We start from the raw sequence: 18,874 nt of genomic DNA, 5'->3' as shown, positions 1-18,874 counted from the left end.
GCACCGATTTCTACCGGCGCACGACGTCATCCGATTTCTGGAATATTCCGGAGCTGTCTGCGGGACGTGATGCCGAGTTTCCGGAAGATGTTGCGCAGGTGGGCGTCCACCGTGCGCGGGCTGATGAACAGGTGGGTGGCCACTTCCTTCGACGTCGCGCCCGCCGCCACCTGGCGCGCGATGTGCATCTCCTGGGCGGTCAGCCGGTCGTAGGTGTGCTCGGAGCGGCTGCGGGCCACTTCGCCGGTCGCGCGCAGCTCGCCCGCGGCGCGCTGGGCGAACGCTTCCATCCCCATCGCCGACAGCTTCTCGTGCGCGGTGCGCAGGTGTTTCCGCGCGTCACGGCGGCGGTTCGCGCGGCGCAGCCACTCCCCGTAGCGCAGGTGCGCCCGCGCGAGGTGCAGCGCCACTGGGCTGTCCGCCAGGTGCTGGAGCGCCTCCAGGTGGTCGTCTTCCGCGTCGTTGACCAGTGCTCGCGCGCCTGCCGCTACGCCGAGGCCGAAGCTGGTTCCCGCGGATTCCGCGCGCTCGACAAGGGAATCCAGGGCCAACCGCGCGGCGGAATGGTCACCGCAGCGGACCGCGGCCTCCACCAGTTCGGGCAGCGCGATGCCGGTGAGGAAGAGGTCGTCATCGGCCACCGCTCGCCTGGCCGCTTCCAGCGCGGCCGGGTAGTCGGCGAGGCCGTTGTGCAGCACGGCCGTCGCCCAGTGCGCGTTCGCCGTCAGCTGGCCGGTGCCCCGGCTCATCACCTCGGCGACCAGGTCGAGAACCTCCTGGCGACGGCCGCGCATCGCCGCCAGGTGCACCCTCGGGTACAGCTGCGGCACGTCGCCGAGGGCGTCGGCGACGGCTTCCTCCTCGGCGATCGCGGCCATCGCCCGCCCGAAGTCGCCGGCGAACACCGCGGACAACGCCGCCTGCGACAGGCCGAGCCGGATGGTCATCGGCGAGCCGGTGGCCCGCCCGGTCCGCACCAGCCACTCGGTGACCGCCGTGTGCAGCTCGATGTCCCACAGTTCGCCCGCGAGCACCGTGGCCAGCGCAGGAACCCGGGCCCAGCCGGCATCGTCGCCGGTCAGGACCTGCCGCAGCGCGGGAACTCCGGCGCGGTGCCCCTCGGTGCGCAACAGCACCAGCGCGTCGAGGAGATCCGGCTGCCGCGATGCCGCCGGTGCCGAGCGCGCCGCGTCGAGCACCCGGTCCATCACGCCCGCCGCTCTGCCGACGACGAGCCCCATCTCCAGCGCTGCCACCAAGCACTCGCGCGACCGTTCCGGATCGCCGGGCGAGAGCCGTTGTGCGGCCCGCAGGATGAGCTCCGCTCCCTCGACGGCGCCGTCCGCGCCTCGGACGAACGCGATTCGTCCGCGCAGCACCTCGACGGATGCGTGCTGGAGATCGTCCAGCGTCGCGGTGTCGATGCTGGCCAGCAGGTCCGCAGCAGCGTTCGCACGGCCCGCGTCGAGCGTCGCCCGCGCGGCCGCGAGCGTGCGTACGGTCTGCTTGCCGGGTTCGAGCGACAGCGCCGCGGCACGTTCGAGGAACGCGGCGGCGGCCGCCACTCCCCCGCGCGCCTGGGCGCGCGACGCTGATGACTCCAGCTCCGCCGCGACTCGCTCGTCCGGCCCGGTGGTCGCCTGAGCGCGGTGCCAGGCTCGCCGGTCCGGAGCGGCGTCCGGGTCGGTGGCGTCGGCCAGCGCCTGGTGCGCCGCGCGGCGCTGCTCCGGCGCTGCCGCGCGGTATGCGGCCGAGCGGGCCAACGGGTGGCAGAAGCGCGCACGCGTGCCGAAGAGCATCAGCCCGGAGCCCTCCGCGGCGGCGCTCGCGGCGGGCACGTCGATGTCCAACCGCCGCGCGGCTGACCACAGCAGGCTCGGGTCACCGGTGGGATCGGCGCTGGCGAGGACCAGCAGAATCCGCGCGTCCCGGGGTAATTCCGCCATCCTGGCCCGGAAGCTCCGCTCGATGCGGCTCGCGACCGGCGACGGCGTCGCCAGCACGAAACCACCTGCTTTCGGCAGCTCGATGAGGGCCAGCGGGTTGCCGCGCGCCTCGGCGAGGAGGCGATCACGCACCCGCTCGTCGAGTGTCGCGGTCTTCGCCGCGGCCAGCAGCTCCCGCGCGTGGGCGTCGCTCAGGCCACCGATCGTCAGGCCCGGCAGCTCGTCCAGGCCGCGGATGGCGTCCTCGTCGCGGGCCGCGAAGACCATCGCGATCGGCTCCGCCGCGATGCGCCTCGCCAGGAACGCGAAGGCCCTCGCCGAAGCGGCGTCCATCCAGTGCGCGTCATCGATGACGCACAGCACCGGCCGCTCCGCCGCGGCCGACGCCAGCAGTTCGAGAGCGGCGAGGCCGACGCGGAACGGGTCCGGCGCCCCGTCGGCCAACCCGAACGCGACCAGGAGGGAGTCGCGGTAGGGAGCTTCCAGCGAGTCGAGGTGGGCCAGCACCGAAACGCACAGCTGGTGCAGTGCCGCGAACGGCATCTCGCCCTCGAACTCCGACCCGGACGCGCGGATGATCTGGAAGCCCGCCGGCACCGCGCGCACGAGCTGCTCCAGCAGCGCGCTCTTGCCGATGCCCGCCTCGCCGCGGAGGACGAGCGCGCCGCCCTCGCCTCGCTCCGCCCCGCCGACGAGAGCGAGGAGCCGATCGATCTCGTCGTCCCGGCCGAGGAGCCGAGGCGTGGTCCGAACCATGGGGAGATGCTGTCACCCGCGACACACCTATCGCGCTGCGGGCCAGCGGAAGTAGGTGATGGTCACCGACGCGAGCGGGCCCGCGCCGACGCGATCATCCAGGCATGACGACGCGCGGCCCGCGCGCCCTGATCTCCGCAGCAGGAAGGTTCACCCATGAACGCCCCCACCGTGCTCGTGACCGGCGCGACCGGAACCGTCGGATCCGCGCTGATCCCCGCCCTGCGAGCCCGCGGCGCCACCGTCCGCGCGATGATCCGCGACCCCGAACGCGAGATCGCCGGAGTCGAGAACGTCGTCGCCGACCTGCAGGATCCGGCTTCGGTCACCGCAGCCCTGAACGGCGTCGACGCGGCCTTCCTCAACAGCCCCTCGGCTCCCGACGCAGCCGCGCTCCAGATCCAGTTCGCCGACCTCGCCCGGGAGGCAGGCGTGCACCGGCTCGTGCTCCTGTCCCAGTACGCGGCGCGCACCGACTCGCCAGTGCGATTCCTGCGCTGGCACGCCGAAGTCGAAGCGCACGTGCGGGAACTCGGGCTCGACCACACCGTGCTGCGGCCCAACCTCTACCTGCAGGCGCTGCTCGGATTCGCGGGCACCATCGCGCAAGGCTGGTTCGCCGCGCCCATCGGTGACGCCGCCATCAGCGCGATCGACACCAGGGACATCGCCGAGAGCGCCGCAGCCGTGCTGACTACCGCGGGGCACACCGGCCGCACCTACACGTTGACCGGCCCCCGCGCCGTCACCCACGCCCAGATCGCCGACGCGCTCTCGACCGCCACCGGGCGGACCATCACCTTCCGCGACGCACCTGCCGACCAGTTCACCGCGGCACTGACCGGCATCCTCCCGCCGTGGCAGCTCGACGGTCTCGTCGAGGACTACGCCCACTACGCCCGAGGCGAAGCAGCCGACGTGAACACCTCCGTCGCGGACCTCACCGGGCATCCCGCCCGCGACATCACCGACTTCGCCCGCGACTACGCCGCCGCGTTCATCCCGGCCTGAACACGCGCGGACGGATCAACGCGAGGCGGCGCCGGCCTCCTCCCCGCCGTGGAGGAGCTCGGCGTCGCCGAGCGCTTCCGCGCGCTCCGGGGACTTCCTGCGGCTCCGGGGTTTCAGCTCGCTGACGAGCACTCCGAGGACGATCAAGACCGCGCCGAGGAGCGCGAGGCCGGGCAGGCGGTCACCGGCGAGCCGCCCGATGACACCGCCCCACACCGGCTCACCGGCGTAGATGATGGTCGCCCGCGTCGGGGAGACGGCGCGCTGCGCCCAGTTCATGGTGAGCTGGATCAGGTAGCTCGCGGCGCCGAGACCGACCGCCGCGATGAGCCAGACCCAGGAGAACGCCGGGACCGGCTCGCCGACGACCGGCATCATCAGCAGGGACAGCCCGCCGCCGACGAACAGCTGCACGACGGTGACCCTGCCGAGGTCGGCCTTCCCGGCGAACAGCCCGATCAGGATGATCTCCGCGGCGATGGCGACGGCGCTGATGAGCGTGGCGATCTCACCGGTGCTCAAGGAGATCCCGGCCGCGCCCGGCCCGGCCAGCAGCACCAGGCCGGTGAAGGCCAGCCCGACACCGGCCCACGTCATCGGCCGCGGTGCCCTGCGGAACACGATCCACTGCAGCAGCGGCACCATCGGCACGTACAGCGCGGTGATGAACGCCGAGGTGCTGCTGCTGACCGTCTGCAGCCCCCAGGTCTGCAAGCCGTACCCGAGGAAGATCGTCACTCCGATCGCGCTGCCCGCACCCAGATCGCGCCAGGTCAGCCCGGCCAGGGCCCGCCGGAACACCACGAGCCCGATCAACGCGGCGGTCAGGAAGCGCACTCCGACGAAGAACAGCGGCCCGCTGTGGTTCATCGCGGTGTGGATGATCAGGAAGGTCGCTCCCCAGATCGCGGTGATGCCGACCAGCGCCGACTCGTGCTTGCTCAGCACCGAGAACCGCGAACGAATGTGCAACATATTGCACAACGCTATGTGTAAAATGCTGCACATGCAAGAGTCGCGCCCGGACGTCCTGGTGCACGTCGGGGAGAACCTGCGCCGCCTGCGCCGCTCGGCGGGCCAGAGCCAGGCCGCGCTCGCCGCCGCTGCGGGCGTGAGCCGGCGGACGATCATCAACCTGGAAGCGGGCGAGTCCAACATCAGCCTGTCCGGCCTGGACAAGCTCGCCGACGCCCTGGGTGCGACGTTCGTCGACCTGGTGGCCCCGCCGACCGCACCGAGCAACCGGATCGACGCGACCACCTGGCGCGGCGGCCACCCGGAGAGCCGGGCGGTCCTGCTCGGCAGCGCCCCGGCGCGCAACGAGGCTCAGCTGTGGACCTGGAGCCTCGCTCCCGGCGACCGCTACGACGGCGAGCCCGATCCCGACGGGTGGCACGAGATGGTCTACGTGACGCGCGGCCACCTGCTGATCGAACGCGACGAAGGCCCGGCCCACGTCGCCGAAGGCGACTACGCCATCTACTCCAGCGCACAGCACTACGCCTACGTCAACAGCGCGGAGATCACCACCACGTTCATCCGCAACGTCATCTCCTGACCGCGCGCCCCGAACGATCGGACCGTCCTCAGTGGACTTCCGCAGGGTCCGGGGTTCAGCTCTGGATCAGGTCCGCGCAGCGTTCGCCGATCATGATCGAGGGGGCGTTGGTGTTGCCGCCGATGATGGAGGGCATCACCGAGGCGTCCGCGACCCGCAGACCGTCGATGCCGAGGACCTTGAGGTCCGGCCCGACCACCGCTCGTTCGTCCGCGCCCATCCGGCAGGTTCCCACCGGGTGGTAGACGCTGTGCACGAAGTCCGGGAGGATCCGGCGCAGTTCCTTCTCGTCCGAGTACTGCTGCCCCGGCCCGATCTCGCCCTCGTTGTCGCCGACGCCGTCCATCACCTCGCGCACCATCTTGACGCCTTCGAGGAGCACGTCGGCGTCCTTGCCCGCCTTCAGGTACGCGGGGTCGATCAGCGGCGCGGCCAGCGGGTCCGCGCTGGCCAGGCGGACGGTGCCGCGGCTCTCGGGGTAGATCAGCGTCGGGAAGACGCTCTGCCCGGGCTTGGTCGACGGCGGTCGCACCGCCTTGTCGGAGTCCTGGTTCGGGATCGGGTAGACCCAGTACAGGCTCAGCAGCTGGAGGTTCGGGATCGAGCCGGCGTGCGACGTGCGCACGAAGCCGGTCGCCTCGAACTGGGAACCGCCCGCCCATCCCGAGCCCGGCCGGAACCACTCCCTCGCCAGGCCGCGCGCGAAGTAGGTCGGCGTCGGCCTGCGCAGGGCCGAGTCCATCCGGAACGACACCGGCACGAAGAGGTGGTCGTGCAGGTTGTCCCCGACCGGCAGGTCGGCCCGCACCTCGATGCCGTGCTCGCGCAGGTGTTCCGCCGGGCCGATGCCGGAGAGCATGAGCAGCTGCGGGGAACCGAACGCCCCGGCGGACAGGATGACCTCGCGCCCCGCCCGGATGACGCGTCGGCTCCCGTCCTTGCCGATGACCTCCACCCCGGTGGCGCGCGAGCCGCTGAGCACCACCTTGGAAACGGTGGCGTCGGTGAGGACGGTGAGCGAGTCCACCGGACGGCTGTGCAGGTAACCCTTCGACGAGGAGTACCGCACACCGGGATCGGCGCTGAGCTGGATGGCCGCGATGCCCTCCTGGCCTTCCGCGTTGTAGTCGTCGAGCACCGGCACGCCGAGGCGGCTCGTCGCCGCGTCCATGAAGCCCTGCGCGGCCTCGGTGAGCCCGCCCTGCTTGCGGACGCGGATCGGGCCGCCCGTTCCCCGGAAGTCGTTCGCACCGCCCTCCCAGTGCTCCAGGCGCTTGAACGCGGGCAGGACGTCGTCGTAGGACCAGCCCTTGCAGCCGTCGTCGGCCCAGTCGTCATAGTTCTCCCGGTTGCCCCGGACGAAGAGCATGCCGTTGACCGAGCTCGACCCGCCCAGCACCTTGCCGCGGGTCTGGGGGATCTTGCGGTTGGCCGCGTGCTCCTGCGGAACCGACTTGTAGCCCCAGTCGAAGAACTTCTTGAGCTGCGGCGTGGAGTGCACCACCGCGATGGCGCCCGGGATGCTCAGCAGGCTCTTCAACGGCCCCCGGTCGTCGCGCGCCCCGGCTTCGACCAGGACGACGCTGGATCCCCGTTCGGCGAGCCGTCGCGCCACCGCGCACCCGGCGCTGCCCGCGCCCACAACGACGTAATCAGCCTCAGCCATCCCGATGCCTTTCACCGCGAGCAGAACTTGTTCGGAGCAGTTCGAGCGTCGGGTCAGGCTAGAACACGTTCTATTCACTTGTCCATACGCGCAACGCAGCAACTACGCCTGACAACCCCGGTAACCACCCGACTCCGATCATCTCTCTCAGAACAGGTTCTCCGCGAGAGCGGGCCCGACGGTGTCCAGCTGGGCGCCGGAGTTGGCGTCACGCGGAGAAGTAGCGGCGGGGATTCTCCTCGAGCATCGTGGTGATCTGCTCCTCGGTGACTCCGCGCTCCCGCAAGGCGGGCAGGACGTCATCGCTGATGTGGGTGTAGATCCAGTTCGGGACGGCCGCGACCTTGGCCTCTTCGGGGAACCAGTCGATGAAGCACGAGGCATCGTGCGAGAGGACCATCCTGTCCGCGTAACCCCGCTGCGCGAGTTCGGCCACGGTCCCGACCCGGGCCTCGAGCGGCAGCAGGACATCGAGCCCGAACCGGTCCATCCCGAGGTAGGAGCCGGCGTCGGCGAGTTCGCGCAGGTAGTCCAAGTCGGTGCTGTCACCCGAGTGGCCGATGACGACCTTGGTCAGGTCGGCGCCCTCCTCGGCGAGCACCCTCTGCGCGATCAGCCCGGACCGGTTGTGCACGCTGGTGTGCACCGTGATCGGCGCACCGGTTTCGACATGGGCTTGCGCCACCGCGCGCATCACGCGCTCCACACCCGGGGTCAGGCCCCGCTCATCGATGGCGCACTTGAGGAACGCCGCTTTGACCCCGGTGTCGGCGATCCCCTCTCGGATGTCCTTGACGAACAGCTCGACCATCGGTTCGGGGCCGTCGAACAGCAAACCCGGCCCGGTGTGGTGGAACTGGATCGGAACCTCGTCGTAGGTGTAGACACCGGTCGCCACCACGATGTTGATGTCGACCTGCTCGTTGATGCGCTGGATGCGCGGGATGTAGCGGCCGAGGCCGATCACGGTCGGATCGACGATGGTGTCCACCCCGCGAGCCTTGCACTGCCGCAGCTTCTCGACCGCGTCCGCGACCCTCGCGCCCTCGTCCCAGCGATTCGGGTAGTCGGGGTAGTTCTGCTGCATCTCCGCGCCGAGGACGAACACGTGCTCATGCATGAGCGTGGCCCCGAGCCGGTCGACCGGAACCGGGCCACGGACGGTGCGGACTTCCGCCATCGCGGATACCTCCTGAACACGAGAGCAGGCCTTGTTACCTCAGTCACACGGCTGGAGCAGATCGGTAGTGTGTTTCGACGTTGGAACGAAGTCAAGATTCGTCGAGGCGTGCGGCGGACCTTCGGACTGCTGTCCGACCAGTGGTCCTCGATGCAGGTCAGGCAAGCACCCCGTGTACCGCACCGAACGCCGCTCGCCAACCGCTGGATTCTCTTCGCTCCTGCGGATACTCAAATCAGGTTCTCACATACGCCCAATTTCGCAGAATCTCCACATACACAGGAGTCAATGCGAGATGATGACGAGGTGGTGTCGAACTGGGCGTCAGGAACCGTTCACGGCAGTCTGTTACAAGTTGGCACGCTGCACGGGAGTGTGCACCTGAGCGACCCTGCCTCGGTGCGCAGCCACTACCGCGAGGTCGTCAGGAAGTACGTACCGAAGAAGCTCGTCGGCCGGGAGCAAGAGCTCGCAGAACTGACCGAGTTCTGTCTCGCACCGGAGTCCGTCGGGCAGTACTCCTGGTGGCGTGCCGAAGCCTGGTCGGGCAAAACTGCGCTGTTGGCCACGTTTGCGCTGAATCCTCCACCGGGCGTACATGTCGTGTCGTTCTTCATCACCGCCGGATGGGCGAAGCACAGCGAACGGCAAGTGTTCGTGGACATCGTGGTCGAACAGCTGTGGGAGCTGCTCGGGCAACCAGCGCAACCGCACTTGACTCCGGAGACGCGGGAGAGTCACCTGCTGAGCTTGTGGGGCCAGGCCGCACGCCACTGCGGCAAGCACGGGCAGAAGCTGGTCCTCATCGTCGATGGTCTTGATGAAGACCGTGGCTGGGACGGAAGTCCAGATGCGCACAGCATTGCCGCTGTTCTGCCGGATCCGATTCCGGATTCCATGAGAGTGATCGTATCCGGCCGGTCCAACCCACCCATCCCCCGCGACGTTCCGGACCGACATCCGTTGCGCACCCGAAGCGTTGTGCGCGCATTGGCACCTTCTCCTGCTGCAGAGGCGGTACGCGGCGACATGGAACGAGATCTGAAACGGCTGTTCAGCGGCAGTGCGCTCGAACGGGATCTGCTCGGTCTGCTGACTGCCGCAGGCGGCGGTCTCTCGACGGCGGATCTCGTGGATCTGTTGGGGGCGGCACCCTGGCAGGTACAGGACTGCTTGCACACAGCATCCGGACGCAGCTTCAGCCCGTCCACCGGATCACGTTCTGATCAGGTACAAGAGGTTCATGCGTTGGCCCACAAGGAGCTCCAGACGCTCGCGAGGTCGATGCTGGGACCGGTGCTCGCCGATTACCGGAACCGCCTGCACGCATGGGCACTAACCCATGCCGCAAGAGGTTGGCCGCTGGACAGCCCGGACTGGCTGTTGCAGGGCTATTTCCTGATGCTGGTGGATTCCAGCGAGCTTGACCTCGTGGTCGACTGTGCGACCGACCCGGCACGGCATCGGGTGCTGCGGTCCCGCACAGGTGGGGATGCCGATGCGCTGCGCGAGATACGCACTGCGCAGGAGTTGCTGCTCGCCCAAGAGAAACCCGATCTCGTCGCGCTGGCACGGCTGGCGGTCCACCGGGTGCACCTGCAACGGGAGATCAGCCGTATTCCACCGATGTTGCCTGCTGGCTGGGCACGGCTCGGACAGCTCAACCGCGCCCTGGCCATGCTTGACGCGATCACAGACTGGATCGACCGTATCGATGCGACGCTGGCAGTGGCGCGGGTGTGCCATAACGATGGAAACTCGCGGGCTGCGCTGAAGCTGCTCGAACAAGCCGCGAACGAGGCGAAGGCCGCCGATCAGTTCTGGGGCGCTCGCCCACTGCGATCCGTCGCCAGTCAACTGGCATACGTGGGTCGGTACGAGCACGCCGAAGAGCTTGTGCCCTGGATCTCCGATCAGGACGAACGCGCCGAGGCGCTGGCCGGATTGGCGTCACGAGCTGCCGATGCCGGCTATCATGACCGGGCTGCGGGGTTGCTGGACAAGGCCGAGAACACACTCGAGCGGCCGACTAGTGGTTGGCGCTCTCGAGCGCTGAGCACCGTTGCAGTGGCAGCAATGAAGCTCGGCAGGACCGAGCGCGCGTTCGAGGCGATTCAAGAGGCTGAGCAATTGCTGCGCCAGGGTGGCCTGGCGAGTGTGGCCGCAGGTTCGGTGGCCAGTGACGCCGCTCGTCTAGGTGATGACGATACCGCGCTGCGGGCCGTGTCATCCGTCGAGGAACCAGAGCGCAGCGAACAGTGGCTGCGAAACGTGCTGGCCATCATCGCTCGACGTGACTGTGAGCGAGCTGAAACAATCGCGCGTGCTGTCGCTGAACCCGCACTGTTGAGTGCGAGGTTGGCGGACATTGCCGAAAACTGCTCCGACATCGAGCGCGGGTCTACCTTGATCTCCGAAGCAGAGGAACTGCTGTCGCGATGTTCGCCGAGCCAGCGGCTCGAAGGTCAGATCGCGATCGCCAGGGCTGCCGCAGCCACTGGCGACCTCGAACACGCCCTCTCCCTCACCCGCTCCTACGCTCAGCACGGGAGGGACGCGGAGTCGGTCCTGGACATCGCAGCCTGTGCGTTACGAGCCGATGCTCTCACTCAGGGCGCCGAAATGCTCGCACTCGCCGAAGATGTCGCTCGGGCAACTACCAGCCCTGATGATGAGCTCCGCTCCCTGCTGTGGATCCGGGCGATGGCCGATGCCGAGGACTTCGAGCGGGCTGAACGGTTTGCCGCTTCATTCCAGGATGAGACAGCCTCTTCCGCTGCCTGGGCCCTGATCTCCGAAGCAGCGCTGGCAGTCGGAGAGCTTGAGCGAGCTGAAGCAGCATTGGCCGCTGTGCACGACGTTGCGCACCAACGACGAGCACGCCTCGAGCTGGTCAGCTCTCTCATCGCACACGATCAGAGCGCTCACGCCGAGAACGTCGCGTTAGCCGCTCCGGACCTCGTCCACCGCGCCCGCTGCTTGCTCCTGATCGTCCAGCGGACGGGCGAAGCGCGACTCCTCGACGATGCGGAGCAGGCCGCCCTCGGGATCAACGATCCAGCATCGAGGATGCGAACATTGCTGGCCGTCATCGAGACCTCGGCACGGCTGCACCTGCGCACCCGTACCATCGCGCTGCTGGAAACCTTGCGTCCGCTCGCGCAAACGCTTTCCGAATCCACCGACGAGAAACTCAGTACGATGCGCGCACGCGACGCGTACAAGCTGTGCACATCGCCGGTGCGTACGCTCACCGAGGTCGCTGAACTGGCTGCTGCGCAAGAACTCGATCCGACAAACCTGTTTCTCCCGAAATCCGACTTCATCTCGAGCCTGATCCCAGCACCGAGAAGCGAGGCCGGAGACCGGAGGAAGGAAACCAGCCTGGCGCGACGACTCACTCGCACTGACTGGTGCTACGTCATCGATGAACTCATCGCCACATGCCCGGAAACCTATCCAGCGATCACCGCAGAAATCGACAGGCTCAGCACTGGCCGGTAGCTTTCGGGGAGTTTGTCCGGTGGCCGGCTTTATCGCCGCGCACAATCACACAGGCGGGACCGCGCGTCGACCACAATGCCGCTGACGCAGTTGCGACCAGTCACTGTGGACGATCCGCTGAGCTGCCGCACAGCGACGCGAGGAGCCCGTTGATCGCACGTGCCGATCAACGGGCTCCTCGCATGCTGAACCTGCCACCGCGGCGGGGACCGCAGGCGCGGGTCAACGCCCCGTGCGCAGGTCGGCACGGTCCGGATCGGCGGGCAGGGTTCGCGGAACCGACGGTTGCCAAGCTCCGCCAGTAACATGTTACTGTCCTGCCGCCGGTGACTTGCCCCACGATTCGGGCGCCACTCGCGCAGGTCCTCCTGCCGCGGGTGGTCGTCGCCGCCGACCACCCGAAGGGAGAGCAGCACGGTGACGACAGCGTCCACCGAGGACATCCGCGCGCGCTTGCGCACCGATCGCGCCGCGCTGGGCGCCTACGTCTCCGATGCCTCGATCTTCCGCCGCGTTCCCCGGGCTGTCCTCGAACCGCGGAGCCGAGCGGAGATCCGGGCCGGGGTGCTCCTCGCCCGGGATGAGGGCTGGCCGGTCACCGTCCGGGGCGGCGGCACCTCGGTGGCGGGCAACGGGATCGGCGAGGGCTTGATCATCGACACCTCCCGGCACTTCAACCGCGTCCTCGAAATCGATCCCGAGGCGCGCACCGCCCGGATCGAACCCGGCGTCGTCTGCGACGCACTGCGCGAGGCGGCGGCGCCCTACGGGCTCACCTACGGGCCGGACCCGTCGACCCACAGCCGGTGCACCGTCGGCGGCATGATCGCCAACAACGCGTGCGGATCCCATTCCCTGGCCTGGGGAACCGCCGCGGACAACGTCGTCGAGCTCACCGTCATGCGCGCCGACGGCGAGCTGGTCACGTTGAAGCGGGGCGGGACGAGCGATCCCGAACTCGACCGGGCTCTCCTGCGCTTGCGGGAGGAGAACCTCGCGCTGCTGCGCACCACCCTGGGTCGATTCCCCCGGCAGGTCTCCGGGTACGGGCTGCACCACCTGCTCCCGGAGAACGGCTTCGACACGGCCAAGGCCTTCGCCGGTTCCGAAGGAACCCTGGGCATCATCGTCGAGGCCGTCGTCCAGCTCGTTCCGGTGCCCGAGGCCACCGCGCTGGCCGTCCTGGCCTTCCCCACCGTCTTCGACGCTGCCGTAGCCGCGCCGCTGACCCGGCGGAACGGTGTGGTGACCTCCGAGGGCATGGGCGGAGATCTCCTCGACGTGCTGCGGATCAGCCAGGGGCGCGATGCCGGGGACATCCTCCCGGGCGGTGTCGGTGATCCGCGACCGGCCGGTGGCTGGCTCTACTGCGAGACCACCGGCGAGACGGCCGAAGACGCCCGGCGGCGCGCCGAGGAACTCGTGGCCGAGTTCGATTCCCACTCCCAGCACCGCACCGTGGACGCCGTCGTCGTCGCCGATCCGGCCGAGATGCGCAAGCTCTGGCGGATCCGGGAGTCCGCGGCGGGTCTCGTCACCCGCCTGCCCGACGGCGGCGAGGCCTGGCCGAACTGGGAGGACTCCGCCGTGCCGCCCGAGCAGCTCGCCGACTACCTCCGCGACCTCTACTCCCTGCTGGACCGGCACGGCCTGCGGGGCATCCCGTTCGGGCACTTCGGCGAGGGCTGCGTCCACATCCGCATCTCCTTCGACCTCGGCACCGAGAACGGCATCGGCGTCTTCCGGGCCTTCATGTCCGATGCCGCCGCCACCGTCGCTGCCCACGGAGGTTCGCTCTCCGGCGAGCACGGCGACGGTCGGGCTCGCTCCGCCCTGCTGCCGCAGATGTACCCGCCGCAGGCGCTCGCGGCCTTCGCCGCGTTCAAGGCTGCCTTCGATCCGGACTGCGTCCTCAACCCCGGTGTGCTCGTCGATCCCGATGCCCTCGACGCCGGGATCCGCCCGGCACCGGGACAGCGCAGCAGGGAGTTCATCCCCGTGCACGCCCTCAGCCACGACCGGGGCTCACTCGTCAACGCCGTGAACCGCTGCGTGGGCGTCGGCGCCTGCCGCTCGGACGAAGGCGCGATGTGCCCGTCCTTCCAGATCACCCGCGACGAGGTGCACAGCACTCGCGGCCGGGCCCGCATCCTCTCCGAGATGTTCCGCGGCGACCTCTACCCGGAGGGCACCAGTTCCGAGGACGTCAAGGACGCCCTCGATCTGTGCCTCTCCTGCCGGGCGTGCGCCTCCGAATGCCCCGTCAACGTCGACATGGCCACGTACAAGTCGGAGTTCCTCCACCGGCACTACGCGGGCCGGCGCCGGCCCATGGCCCACTACTCGATGGGCTGGCTGCCCCTCACCAGCAGAATCCTGCACCTCGTCCCCGGCGCCGCACGAGCGGTCAACGCGCTGCTGTCGATCCGTCCCGTGCAGAAGGCCGTCATGCGGCTCGGCGGCGTCGACACCGGCCGTTCGATGATCCGCTTCTCCCCGCGCAGCTTCCAGTCCCTGTCGAAGTCGCGGCGCTTCCGCACCGAGCGCGCCACCCGCGGGAAGGTGGTGCTCTGGCCGGACAGCTTCACCAACCACCTGGACGCGGACGTGGCCGCCGACGCGCACGTCGTGCTCACCGCACTCGGTTACGACGTGATCGTTCCTCGCGGGTTCGTCTGCTGCGGGCTGACGTGGCACTCGACCGGCCAGCTCGGGAGGACGCAGCAGGTGCTCGCCCGCACCCTGAACTCGCTCGACGACTGGATCGACGGCCGCACTCCCGTCGTCGTCCTGGAACCGTCGTGCGCGTCGATGCTCACCGAGGAGGCTCCCGAGCTCCTCGCCGCTGACCCGCGTTCGCGCCGGCTGGCCGAACAAGTCGTCACGCTCGGCGACGTCGTCGCCCGGCACGTCGACGACACGGACTGGCCCTTCGGGGAGCTGCCGGTCCCGGCGCTCTCCCAGGTCCACTGCCACGAGCGCTCCCGTCGCGGCCACGGAGGCACCGGGGCGGCGCTGGCCCGGCTGGGCGTCGAGGAGTCCCAGATCGAGACCGGTTGTTGCGGTCTGGCGGGCAACTGGGGGTTCGAGCCCGGTCACGCCGATCTCTCCCGCCGTCTCGCGGAGCGGGAACTGCTCCCGCGCATCCGCGAACTCGACGCGGAGGCCGTCGTGCTCGCCGACGGCTACTCCTGCCGCACGCAGATCCGCGAGGGCCTGGCCGAGGCCGGGCCGAGCGACCAAGGCCGGAAGCAGGGGCTCCACCTCGCCCAACTGCTTCGTCGAGCGCTCGACAAGAGCTCTTGAGCACGGCCGCACCCACATCCCCTGGCACCCCGCTCAGCGCTGAGCGGCTGACAACCCGAAGAAACAGGTGAAACACGATGGGCATCCTCGCGCTGCTGGTCTTCATCGCTGTCACCGTCGTGATGAACGTCCCGTTGAAGAGACCGATCTCCGAGTCCCTGCTGGTGGCCCTGCTGGCCACCGCGCTCGTCGGCGGCAAGGACGCCCTGTCGCTGCTGTGGACCGGTGTCTGGGGCGCGCTCGACAACGACGTGACGTTCGCCGGCATGGCCTTCGTCTTCATGGGCGTGATCGTCTCGGCCACGGGCCTCATCGAGCGGCTCATCGAGATCTTCAACTCCGTTTTCGGCCGTCTGCGCGGCGGAGCGGCCTACGTCTCGACGGCGGGGTCCGCGGCCATCGGACTCGTCGCCGGATCGACCGCGGGCAACGCCGCCACCGTCGGTTCGGTGACGATCCCGTGGATGAAGGAGAACGGCTGGTCCGGTGCGCGGGCCGCGACCCTGGTGGCGGGCAACTCCGGCCTCGGGGTCTCGCTGCCGCCGAACTCGACCATGTTCATCATCCTGGCGACGCCTGCCGCCGTCGGCGTCAGCGCCGGTGACGTCTACGTCTCGCTGTTCGCCGCCGGTGCCTACTGCGTGCTCTACCGCATGCTCGTGGTCTTCATCTGGACCCGCCGCGACGGCATCAGGCGCACCGACTCCCGCCACCTCGCCACCTTCGGCCAGGCGCTGTCGACCGGGTGGACGTCGATGACGATCTTCGTCGGCATTCTCATCCCGGTGCTGCTCACCTTCGGCCCGCTCTTCAACTGGCTGGAATCCGAAGCGCGGATCGGCGAAGCGGCCATGGGCGAGATCTCCATCATCGTCTGGGTGCCGATCCTCATCTCCGCGATCGCGCTCGTCGAGGGCCGCAAGCGCCTGCGCGGCAACTGGGGGCACCTCCGCCGGGCGATCCGGGCGGAAGCACCGCAGTTCGCCACGGTGGGCATCTCCCTGTTCGCCGCCCTGGCCGCCTCGAACATCATGAGCGAGCTCGGCGTCGGGCCGCAGCTCTCCGAGACGCTGGCCCAGCTGCAGCTGCCCAAGCCGCTGCTCGTCCTCGTCGTGTGCCTCACCGCGGTCCTCGTGGCCACGCCGCTGTCCTCGACGGCGACAGCAGCGGCCATCGCCGCTCCGGCGGTCATCGCCCTGGGTACCGTCGACGTCCCGGCGGTCGTGGCCATCTGCGCGATCCTGGTGTGCACCTCGACCGAGGGCGCCTCCCCACCGGTGGGCGCGCCCATCTACCTGTCCGCGGGCATGGCCGAGGTCAGCCCCCAGAAGACGTTCGTCCCGCTCATCATCTGGTTCGTCGTTCCCATCATCGCCATCGCGTGGCTCATCGCCATGGGCTGGCTGCCGATTCCGAGCTGAGAGGATCCGCTGTGAAGAAGGCCCTCGAATTCGTCTTCTGGCTCGCCCTCGTCGCTTTCCTCGCACTTGGCGCGCTCATCGTGTTCGGCCAGCTGCTCGGCGTCGTCGTCCTCAGCCCCGGGCTCGTCGAGGGTGCCGCCGCGGCGCTCAACTGGTCGGCGTTCAGCTCGGCGACGGTCTGCGCGCTGGCCGCCTTCGCGCTGCAGTACCTCCCGGAGGAGAAGTCGACCGAACAGCCGTGAGCGCCGGGCGCGCGGATCAGGAGTCGAAACCCGCTCGCAGCCGGGTCCAGAGTTCCCTGGGGTCCTCGGACCGCTCCGCGTAGCGCAGCGCTTGACCGACCAGCAGCACGGCGGTGGCCTCGAGGTGCTCCCGCATCGCCCGGGCAGCTCCGGGGCCATCGCCTGCGAGGATCGCGGCGACGATCGGGTCGTGCTCGCCGATGATGTCGGAGTACTCCCGGCTCCGGCCGGCCGTCGAAGCGCCGAGCAACCGGGTCGAGACCCGCAGCTGATCGACGATCCGGTGGCCGCGCCGCATGCCGCCCGCCATGAGCACGATGCCGTGCAGCTGCTGGTCGACGGCGAAGAATCGCGTCTCCTCGTCCTGCTCGGCGGCCTCGCACATCTGCCTGCGCAGTTCCTCCGCCTCGGCGGTGAACGACTCATCGGCGTAGAGGGCGGCGCGATGGGCCGCCGGGACTTCGAGGGCGAGGCGGATGGAGAAGATCTCCGCGACGTCCTCGGGCGTCGTGGGGATGATCTGGAAGCCGCGGTTGCGCACGAAGCGGATGAGACCGGCCTCCTCCAACCGCAGGAGACCTTCGCGGACCGGCGAGCGCGAGACGCCGAGCTCGTCGGAGAGCTGGTAGACGCTGTACCACTCCTGCGGGCGCATCGTGCCTTCGATGACGGCGGAGCGCACGTGCTCCATGACGACCTCGGTGAGGCTCGGCTCTCTACCCGTGCTCATGATCTTCCCGTCCGGCCTCGGCGCCGGATGCGGAGCAGCGATCACGGGCCAGCGGCTCTTGCATCTGCGGCTACCGGGTCATCGTATCTCCGCAACGCCTCGCCCGGGAGTCCGCCCCGCCGGGGCGAGCCGCTCAGTCCGAAGTGGACTTGAATGCTCAGGACTCCACTTCGGACCTCCGGTCGGTCCGCACCGTCCCGCTGAGACCCGCATCAGCCGAACACCGACCGATTCCCGTCGCTGCGCATCAGTCCTGGGGCCGGACAACCTGCGCCAGAGCCATGCCATCGCGGTCTCCGGTCGTGGTGGAAGCGATGAGGTGGTCGACGACGTCGGTGAAGCTGGCGCGGCGCCGGTAGGCGAGGCGCTGGCGGTCGGCGCCGCCTCCCTCGGCGCGCAGCCGCGACCAACCGGAGAGCACGAGCTCCAGATCACCGTGCTGCCGCAGCGCGGGCTCGATCCACGTCAGGAGCTGATCGATCCGGGCCGTCGCGGGAACCAGGCGGGTGGTGGGCAGATCGACGCTCTCCCCCGCCAAACCGTCGCGTGCGGCGCGCCAGCACGCCACTCGCAGGATCTCCGGCTGCGGACGCGGCGCCGGCTCCCCGACGTGGACGGCGCTCAGCGCGGTCGCCGCCGCAGCTCTGACGATCGCGGAGAGCAGGACGGTCTCCTCCGCGGTCGCGACGGCGTCGGCGACCCGGATCTCCAGCGTCGGCACATGACTGGACGGCCTGATGTCCCAGTACAGCCCGGCGCGGTCCATGACCCCACCGGGCTCGATGACCGCGTCGACGAGCTCGTTGAAGTGAGCGGGCGACTCGAAGTACGGCGGCGGGCCGGCGACCGGCCAGCACGCCAGGGAGATCGCGCGCCAGCTCGCATAACCGGTGTCCCTGCCCGCCCAGTACGGCGAATTGGCCGAGAGGGCGATGAGGGCCGGGAGCCAGGGGCGGATATGGTTGCTGACCTGGAGGGCCAGGCCCAGGTCGGCCACGCCGACGTGGATGTGGCAGGCGCACGCGATGTGCGAGTCGTTCAGCGCGCGGAAGACCTCGATGCTCTCCGCGTACCGCCGTCCCTCGGAGATGGGCGGAGGCGTCGGCCGGACGAGAACGGGTGCGCCGCAGGAGATGGCCCGCGAACCGCGCTGCTCAGCCGCCTCGGCGACAGCGGCCCGCATCGACCGGATCTGCTCACCGAGCCCGTCCATGACGACGTGCGGTTCGGTCCGCGCCTCCACCTGGTAGCGGGTCAGTTCGGTGGTCACCCGGTCACCGAGCCCGCCGGCCGACGCCTGGGCCACCACTTCCTGCCCCTCCGGCACCACCTCCCGGGTGACCGGATCGACCAGCAGGTACTCCTCTTCGACTCCCACCGTAAGCAGATCCGGCATCGCCCCAGCCGCGTTGCGCCGACCGCGAGCGGAAGAGAGAAGCCCGTCCGTGTCATCACCCCCGCGCTCCACGGGAAGTCATGCTGCCACGGAATTCAGCACCCGTGCGGCATGCCAGGTGAAACGACCCGGTCGGGCTAAGGAACTACGGTGGCACC

12 protein-coding genes are annotated in these 18,874 nt (G+C 69.4%); 6 read left to right on the top strand and 6 right to left on the bottom strand.

What is annotated here, in order from left to right; translation table 11 throughout:
* Window positions 1-26: 26 nt before the first annotated feature.
* On the bottom strand, window positions 27-2,702 hold the full coding sequence (locus ATL45_RS27780; RefSeq protein ID WP_093148875.1) for an AAA family ATPase: 2,676 nt from the start codon (window positions 2,700-2,702) through the stop codon (window positions 27-29).
* Window positions 2,703-2,858: 156 nt separating this feature from the next.
* Between ATL45_RS27780 and ATL45_RS27775 the strand changes: the two genes are divergently transcribed.
* Window positions 2,859-3,713, top strand: coding sequence for an SDR family oxidoreductase (locus ATL45_RS27775; protein WP_093148878.1), 855 nt, complete (start codon window positions 2,859-2,861; stop codon window positions 3,711-3,713).
* A 15-nt stretch (window positions 3,714-3,728) separates the two neighbouring features.
* On the opposite strand, the gene ATL45_RS27770 is transcribed toward ATL45_RS27775, so the two are convergent.
* On the bottom strand, window positions 3,729-4,688 hold the full coding sequence (locus tag ATL45_RS27770) for a DMT family transporter (protein ID WP_093148882.1): 960 nt from the start codon (window positions 4,686-4,688) through the stop codon (window positions 3,729-3,731).
* 31 nt (window positions 4,689-4,719) lie between these two features.
* Here ATL45_RS27770 and ATL45_RS27765 point away from each other — a divergent pair, with 31 nt between their 5' ends.
* Window positions 4,720-5,271, top strand: coding sequence for a helix-turn-helix domain-containing protein (locus ATL45_RS27765; RefSeq protein ID WP_211841304.1), 552 nt, complete (start codon window positions 4,720-4,722; stop codon window positions 5,269-5,271).
* 55 nt (window positions 5,272-5,326) lie between these two features.
* Here the strand turns inward: ATL45_RS27765 and ATL45_RS27760 are convergent, their stop codons facing one another.
* Both ATL45_RS27760 and ATL45_RS27755 read right to left on the bottom strand, forming a co-directional pair.
* Complete coding sequence (locus ATL45_RS27760; protein ID WP_093148889.1) at window positions 5,327-6,937, bottom strand: GMC family oxidoreductase; 1,611 nt, start codon at window positions 6,935-6,937, stop codon at window positions 5,327-5,329.
* Window positions 6,938-7,145: 208 nt separating this feature from the next.
* Entirely contained in the window at window positions 7,146-8,117 is a 972-nt protein-coding gene (locus ATL45_RS27755; protein WP_093148895.1) for a phosphotriesterase family protein, read from the bottom strand.
* A gap of 288 nt (window positions 8,118-8,405) precedes the next feature.
* Here ATL45_RS27755 and ATL45_RS27745 point away from each other — a divergent pair, with 288 nt between their 5' ends.
* From ATL45_RS27745 to ATL45_RS27730, 4 genes are all read left to right on the top strand, one after another.
* The gene (locus ATL45_RS27745) at window positions 8,406-11,621 is read left to right on the top strand and encodes an ATP-binding protein (RefSeq protein ID WP_143121582.1); all 3,216 of its coding nucleotides are present in this window, start codon (window positions 8,406-8,408) and stop codon (window positions 11,619-11,621) included.
* Window positions 11,622-12,038: 417 nt separating this feature from the next.
* Window positions 12,039-14,927, top strand: a complete 2,889-nt coding sequence (locus ATL45_RS27740) for an FAD-binding and (Fe-S)-binding domain-containing protein (protein WP_093148907.1) — start codon at window positions 12,039-12,041, stop codon at window positions 14,925-14,927.
* 77 nt (window positions 14,928-15,004) lie between these two features.
* The gene (locus tag ATL45_RS27735; RefSeq protein WP_093148912.1) at window positions 15,005-16,348 is read left to right on the top strand and encodes a TRAP transporter large permease subunit; all 1,344 of its coding nucleotides are present in this window, start codon (window positions 15,005-15,007) and stop codon (window positions 16,346-16,348) included.
* Window positions 16,349-16,359: 11 nt separating this feature from the next.
* Window positions 16,360-16,590, top strand: a complete 231-nt coding sequence (locus tag ATL45_RS27730) for a hypothetical protein (protein WP_093148917.1) — start codon at window positions 16,360-16,362, stop codon at window positions 16,588-16,590.
* 16 nt (window positions 16,591-16,606) lie between these two features.
* Here the strand turns inward: ATL45_RS27730 and ATL45_RS27725 are convergent, their stop codons facing one another.
* Both ATL45_RS27725 and ATL45_RS27720 read right to left on the bottom strand, forming a co-directional pair.
* Window positions 16,607-17,320: a GntR family transcriptional regulator gene (locus ATL45_RS27725; protein WP_093148920.1), complete on the bottom strand. Its 714-nt coding sequence runs from the start codon at window positions 17,318-17,320 to the stop codon at window positions 16,607-16,609.
* Between the two features lie 247 nt (window positions 17,321-17,567).
* Window positions 17,568-18,716: a carboxylate-amine ligase gene (locus ATL45_RS27720; RefSeq protein WP_093148922.1), complete on the bottom strand. Its 1,149-nt coding sequence runs from the start codon at window positions 18,714-18,716 to the stop codon at window positions 17,568-17,570.
* Between the last annotated feature and the right edge of the window lie 158 nt (window positions 18,717-18,874).

The sequence above is a fragment of the Saccharopolyspora antimicrobica genome, from assembly GCF_003635025.1.
GTDB classification, from domain to species: domain Bacteria; phylum Actinomycetota; class Actinomycetes; order Mycobacteriales; family Pseudonocardiaceae; genus Saccharopolyspora; species Saccharopolyspora antimicrobica.
The sequence above is the reverse complement of the archived record's forward strand: the minus strand, read 5'-3'. Positions and strand labels throughout refer to the sequence as shown.

Bases quoted from the DNA above. Each gene is read 5' to 3' on its own strand.
- ATL45_RS27780 (WP_093148875.1), bottom strand. From the start codon at position 2,702: ATGGTTCGGACCACGCCTCGGCTCCTCGGCCGGGACGACGAGATCGAT.
- ATL45_RS27775 (WP_093148878.1), top strand. From the start codon at position 2,859: ATGAACGCCCCCACCGTGCTCGTGACCGGCGCGACCGGAACCGTCGGA.
- ATL45_RS27770 (WP_093148882.1), bottom strand. From the start codon at position 4,688: ATGTTGCACATTCGTTCGCGGTTCTCGGTGCTGAGCAAGCACGAGTCG.
- ATL45_RS27765 (WP_211841304.1), top strand. From the start codon at position 4,720: ATGCAAGAGTCGCGCCCGGACGTCCTGGTGCACGTCGGGGAGAACCTG.
- ATL45_RS27760 (WP_093148889.1), bottom strand. From the start codon at position 6,937: ATGGCTGAGGCTGATTACGTCGTTGTGGGCGCGGGCAGCGCCGGGTGC.
- ATL45_RS27755 (WP_093148895.1), bottom strand. From the start codon at position 8,117: ATGGCGGAAGTCCGCACCGTCCGTGGCCCGGTTCCGGTCGACCGGCTC.
- ATL45_RS27745 (WP_143121582.1), top strand. From the start codon at position 8,406: ATGCGAGATGATGACGAGGTGGTGTCGAACTGGGCGTCAGGAACCGTT.
- ATL45_RS27735 (WP_093148912.1), top strand. From the start codon at position 15,005: ATGGGCATCCTCGCGCTGCTGGTCTTCATCGCTGTCACCGTCGTGATG.
- ATL45_RS27725 (WP_093148920.1), bottom strand. From the start codon at position 17,320: ATGAGCACGGGTAGAGAGCCGAGCCTCACCGAGGTCGTCATGGAGCAC.
- ATL45_RS27720 (WP_093148922.1), bottom strand. From the start codon at position 18,716: ATGCCGGATCTGCTTACGGTGGGAGTCGAAGAGGAGTACCTGCTGGTC.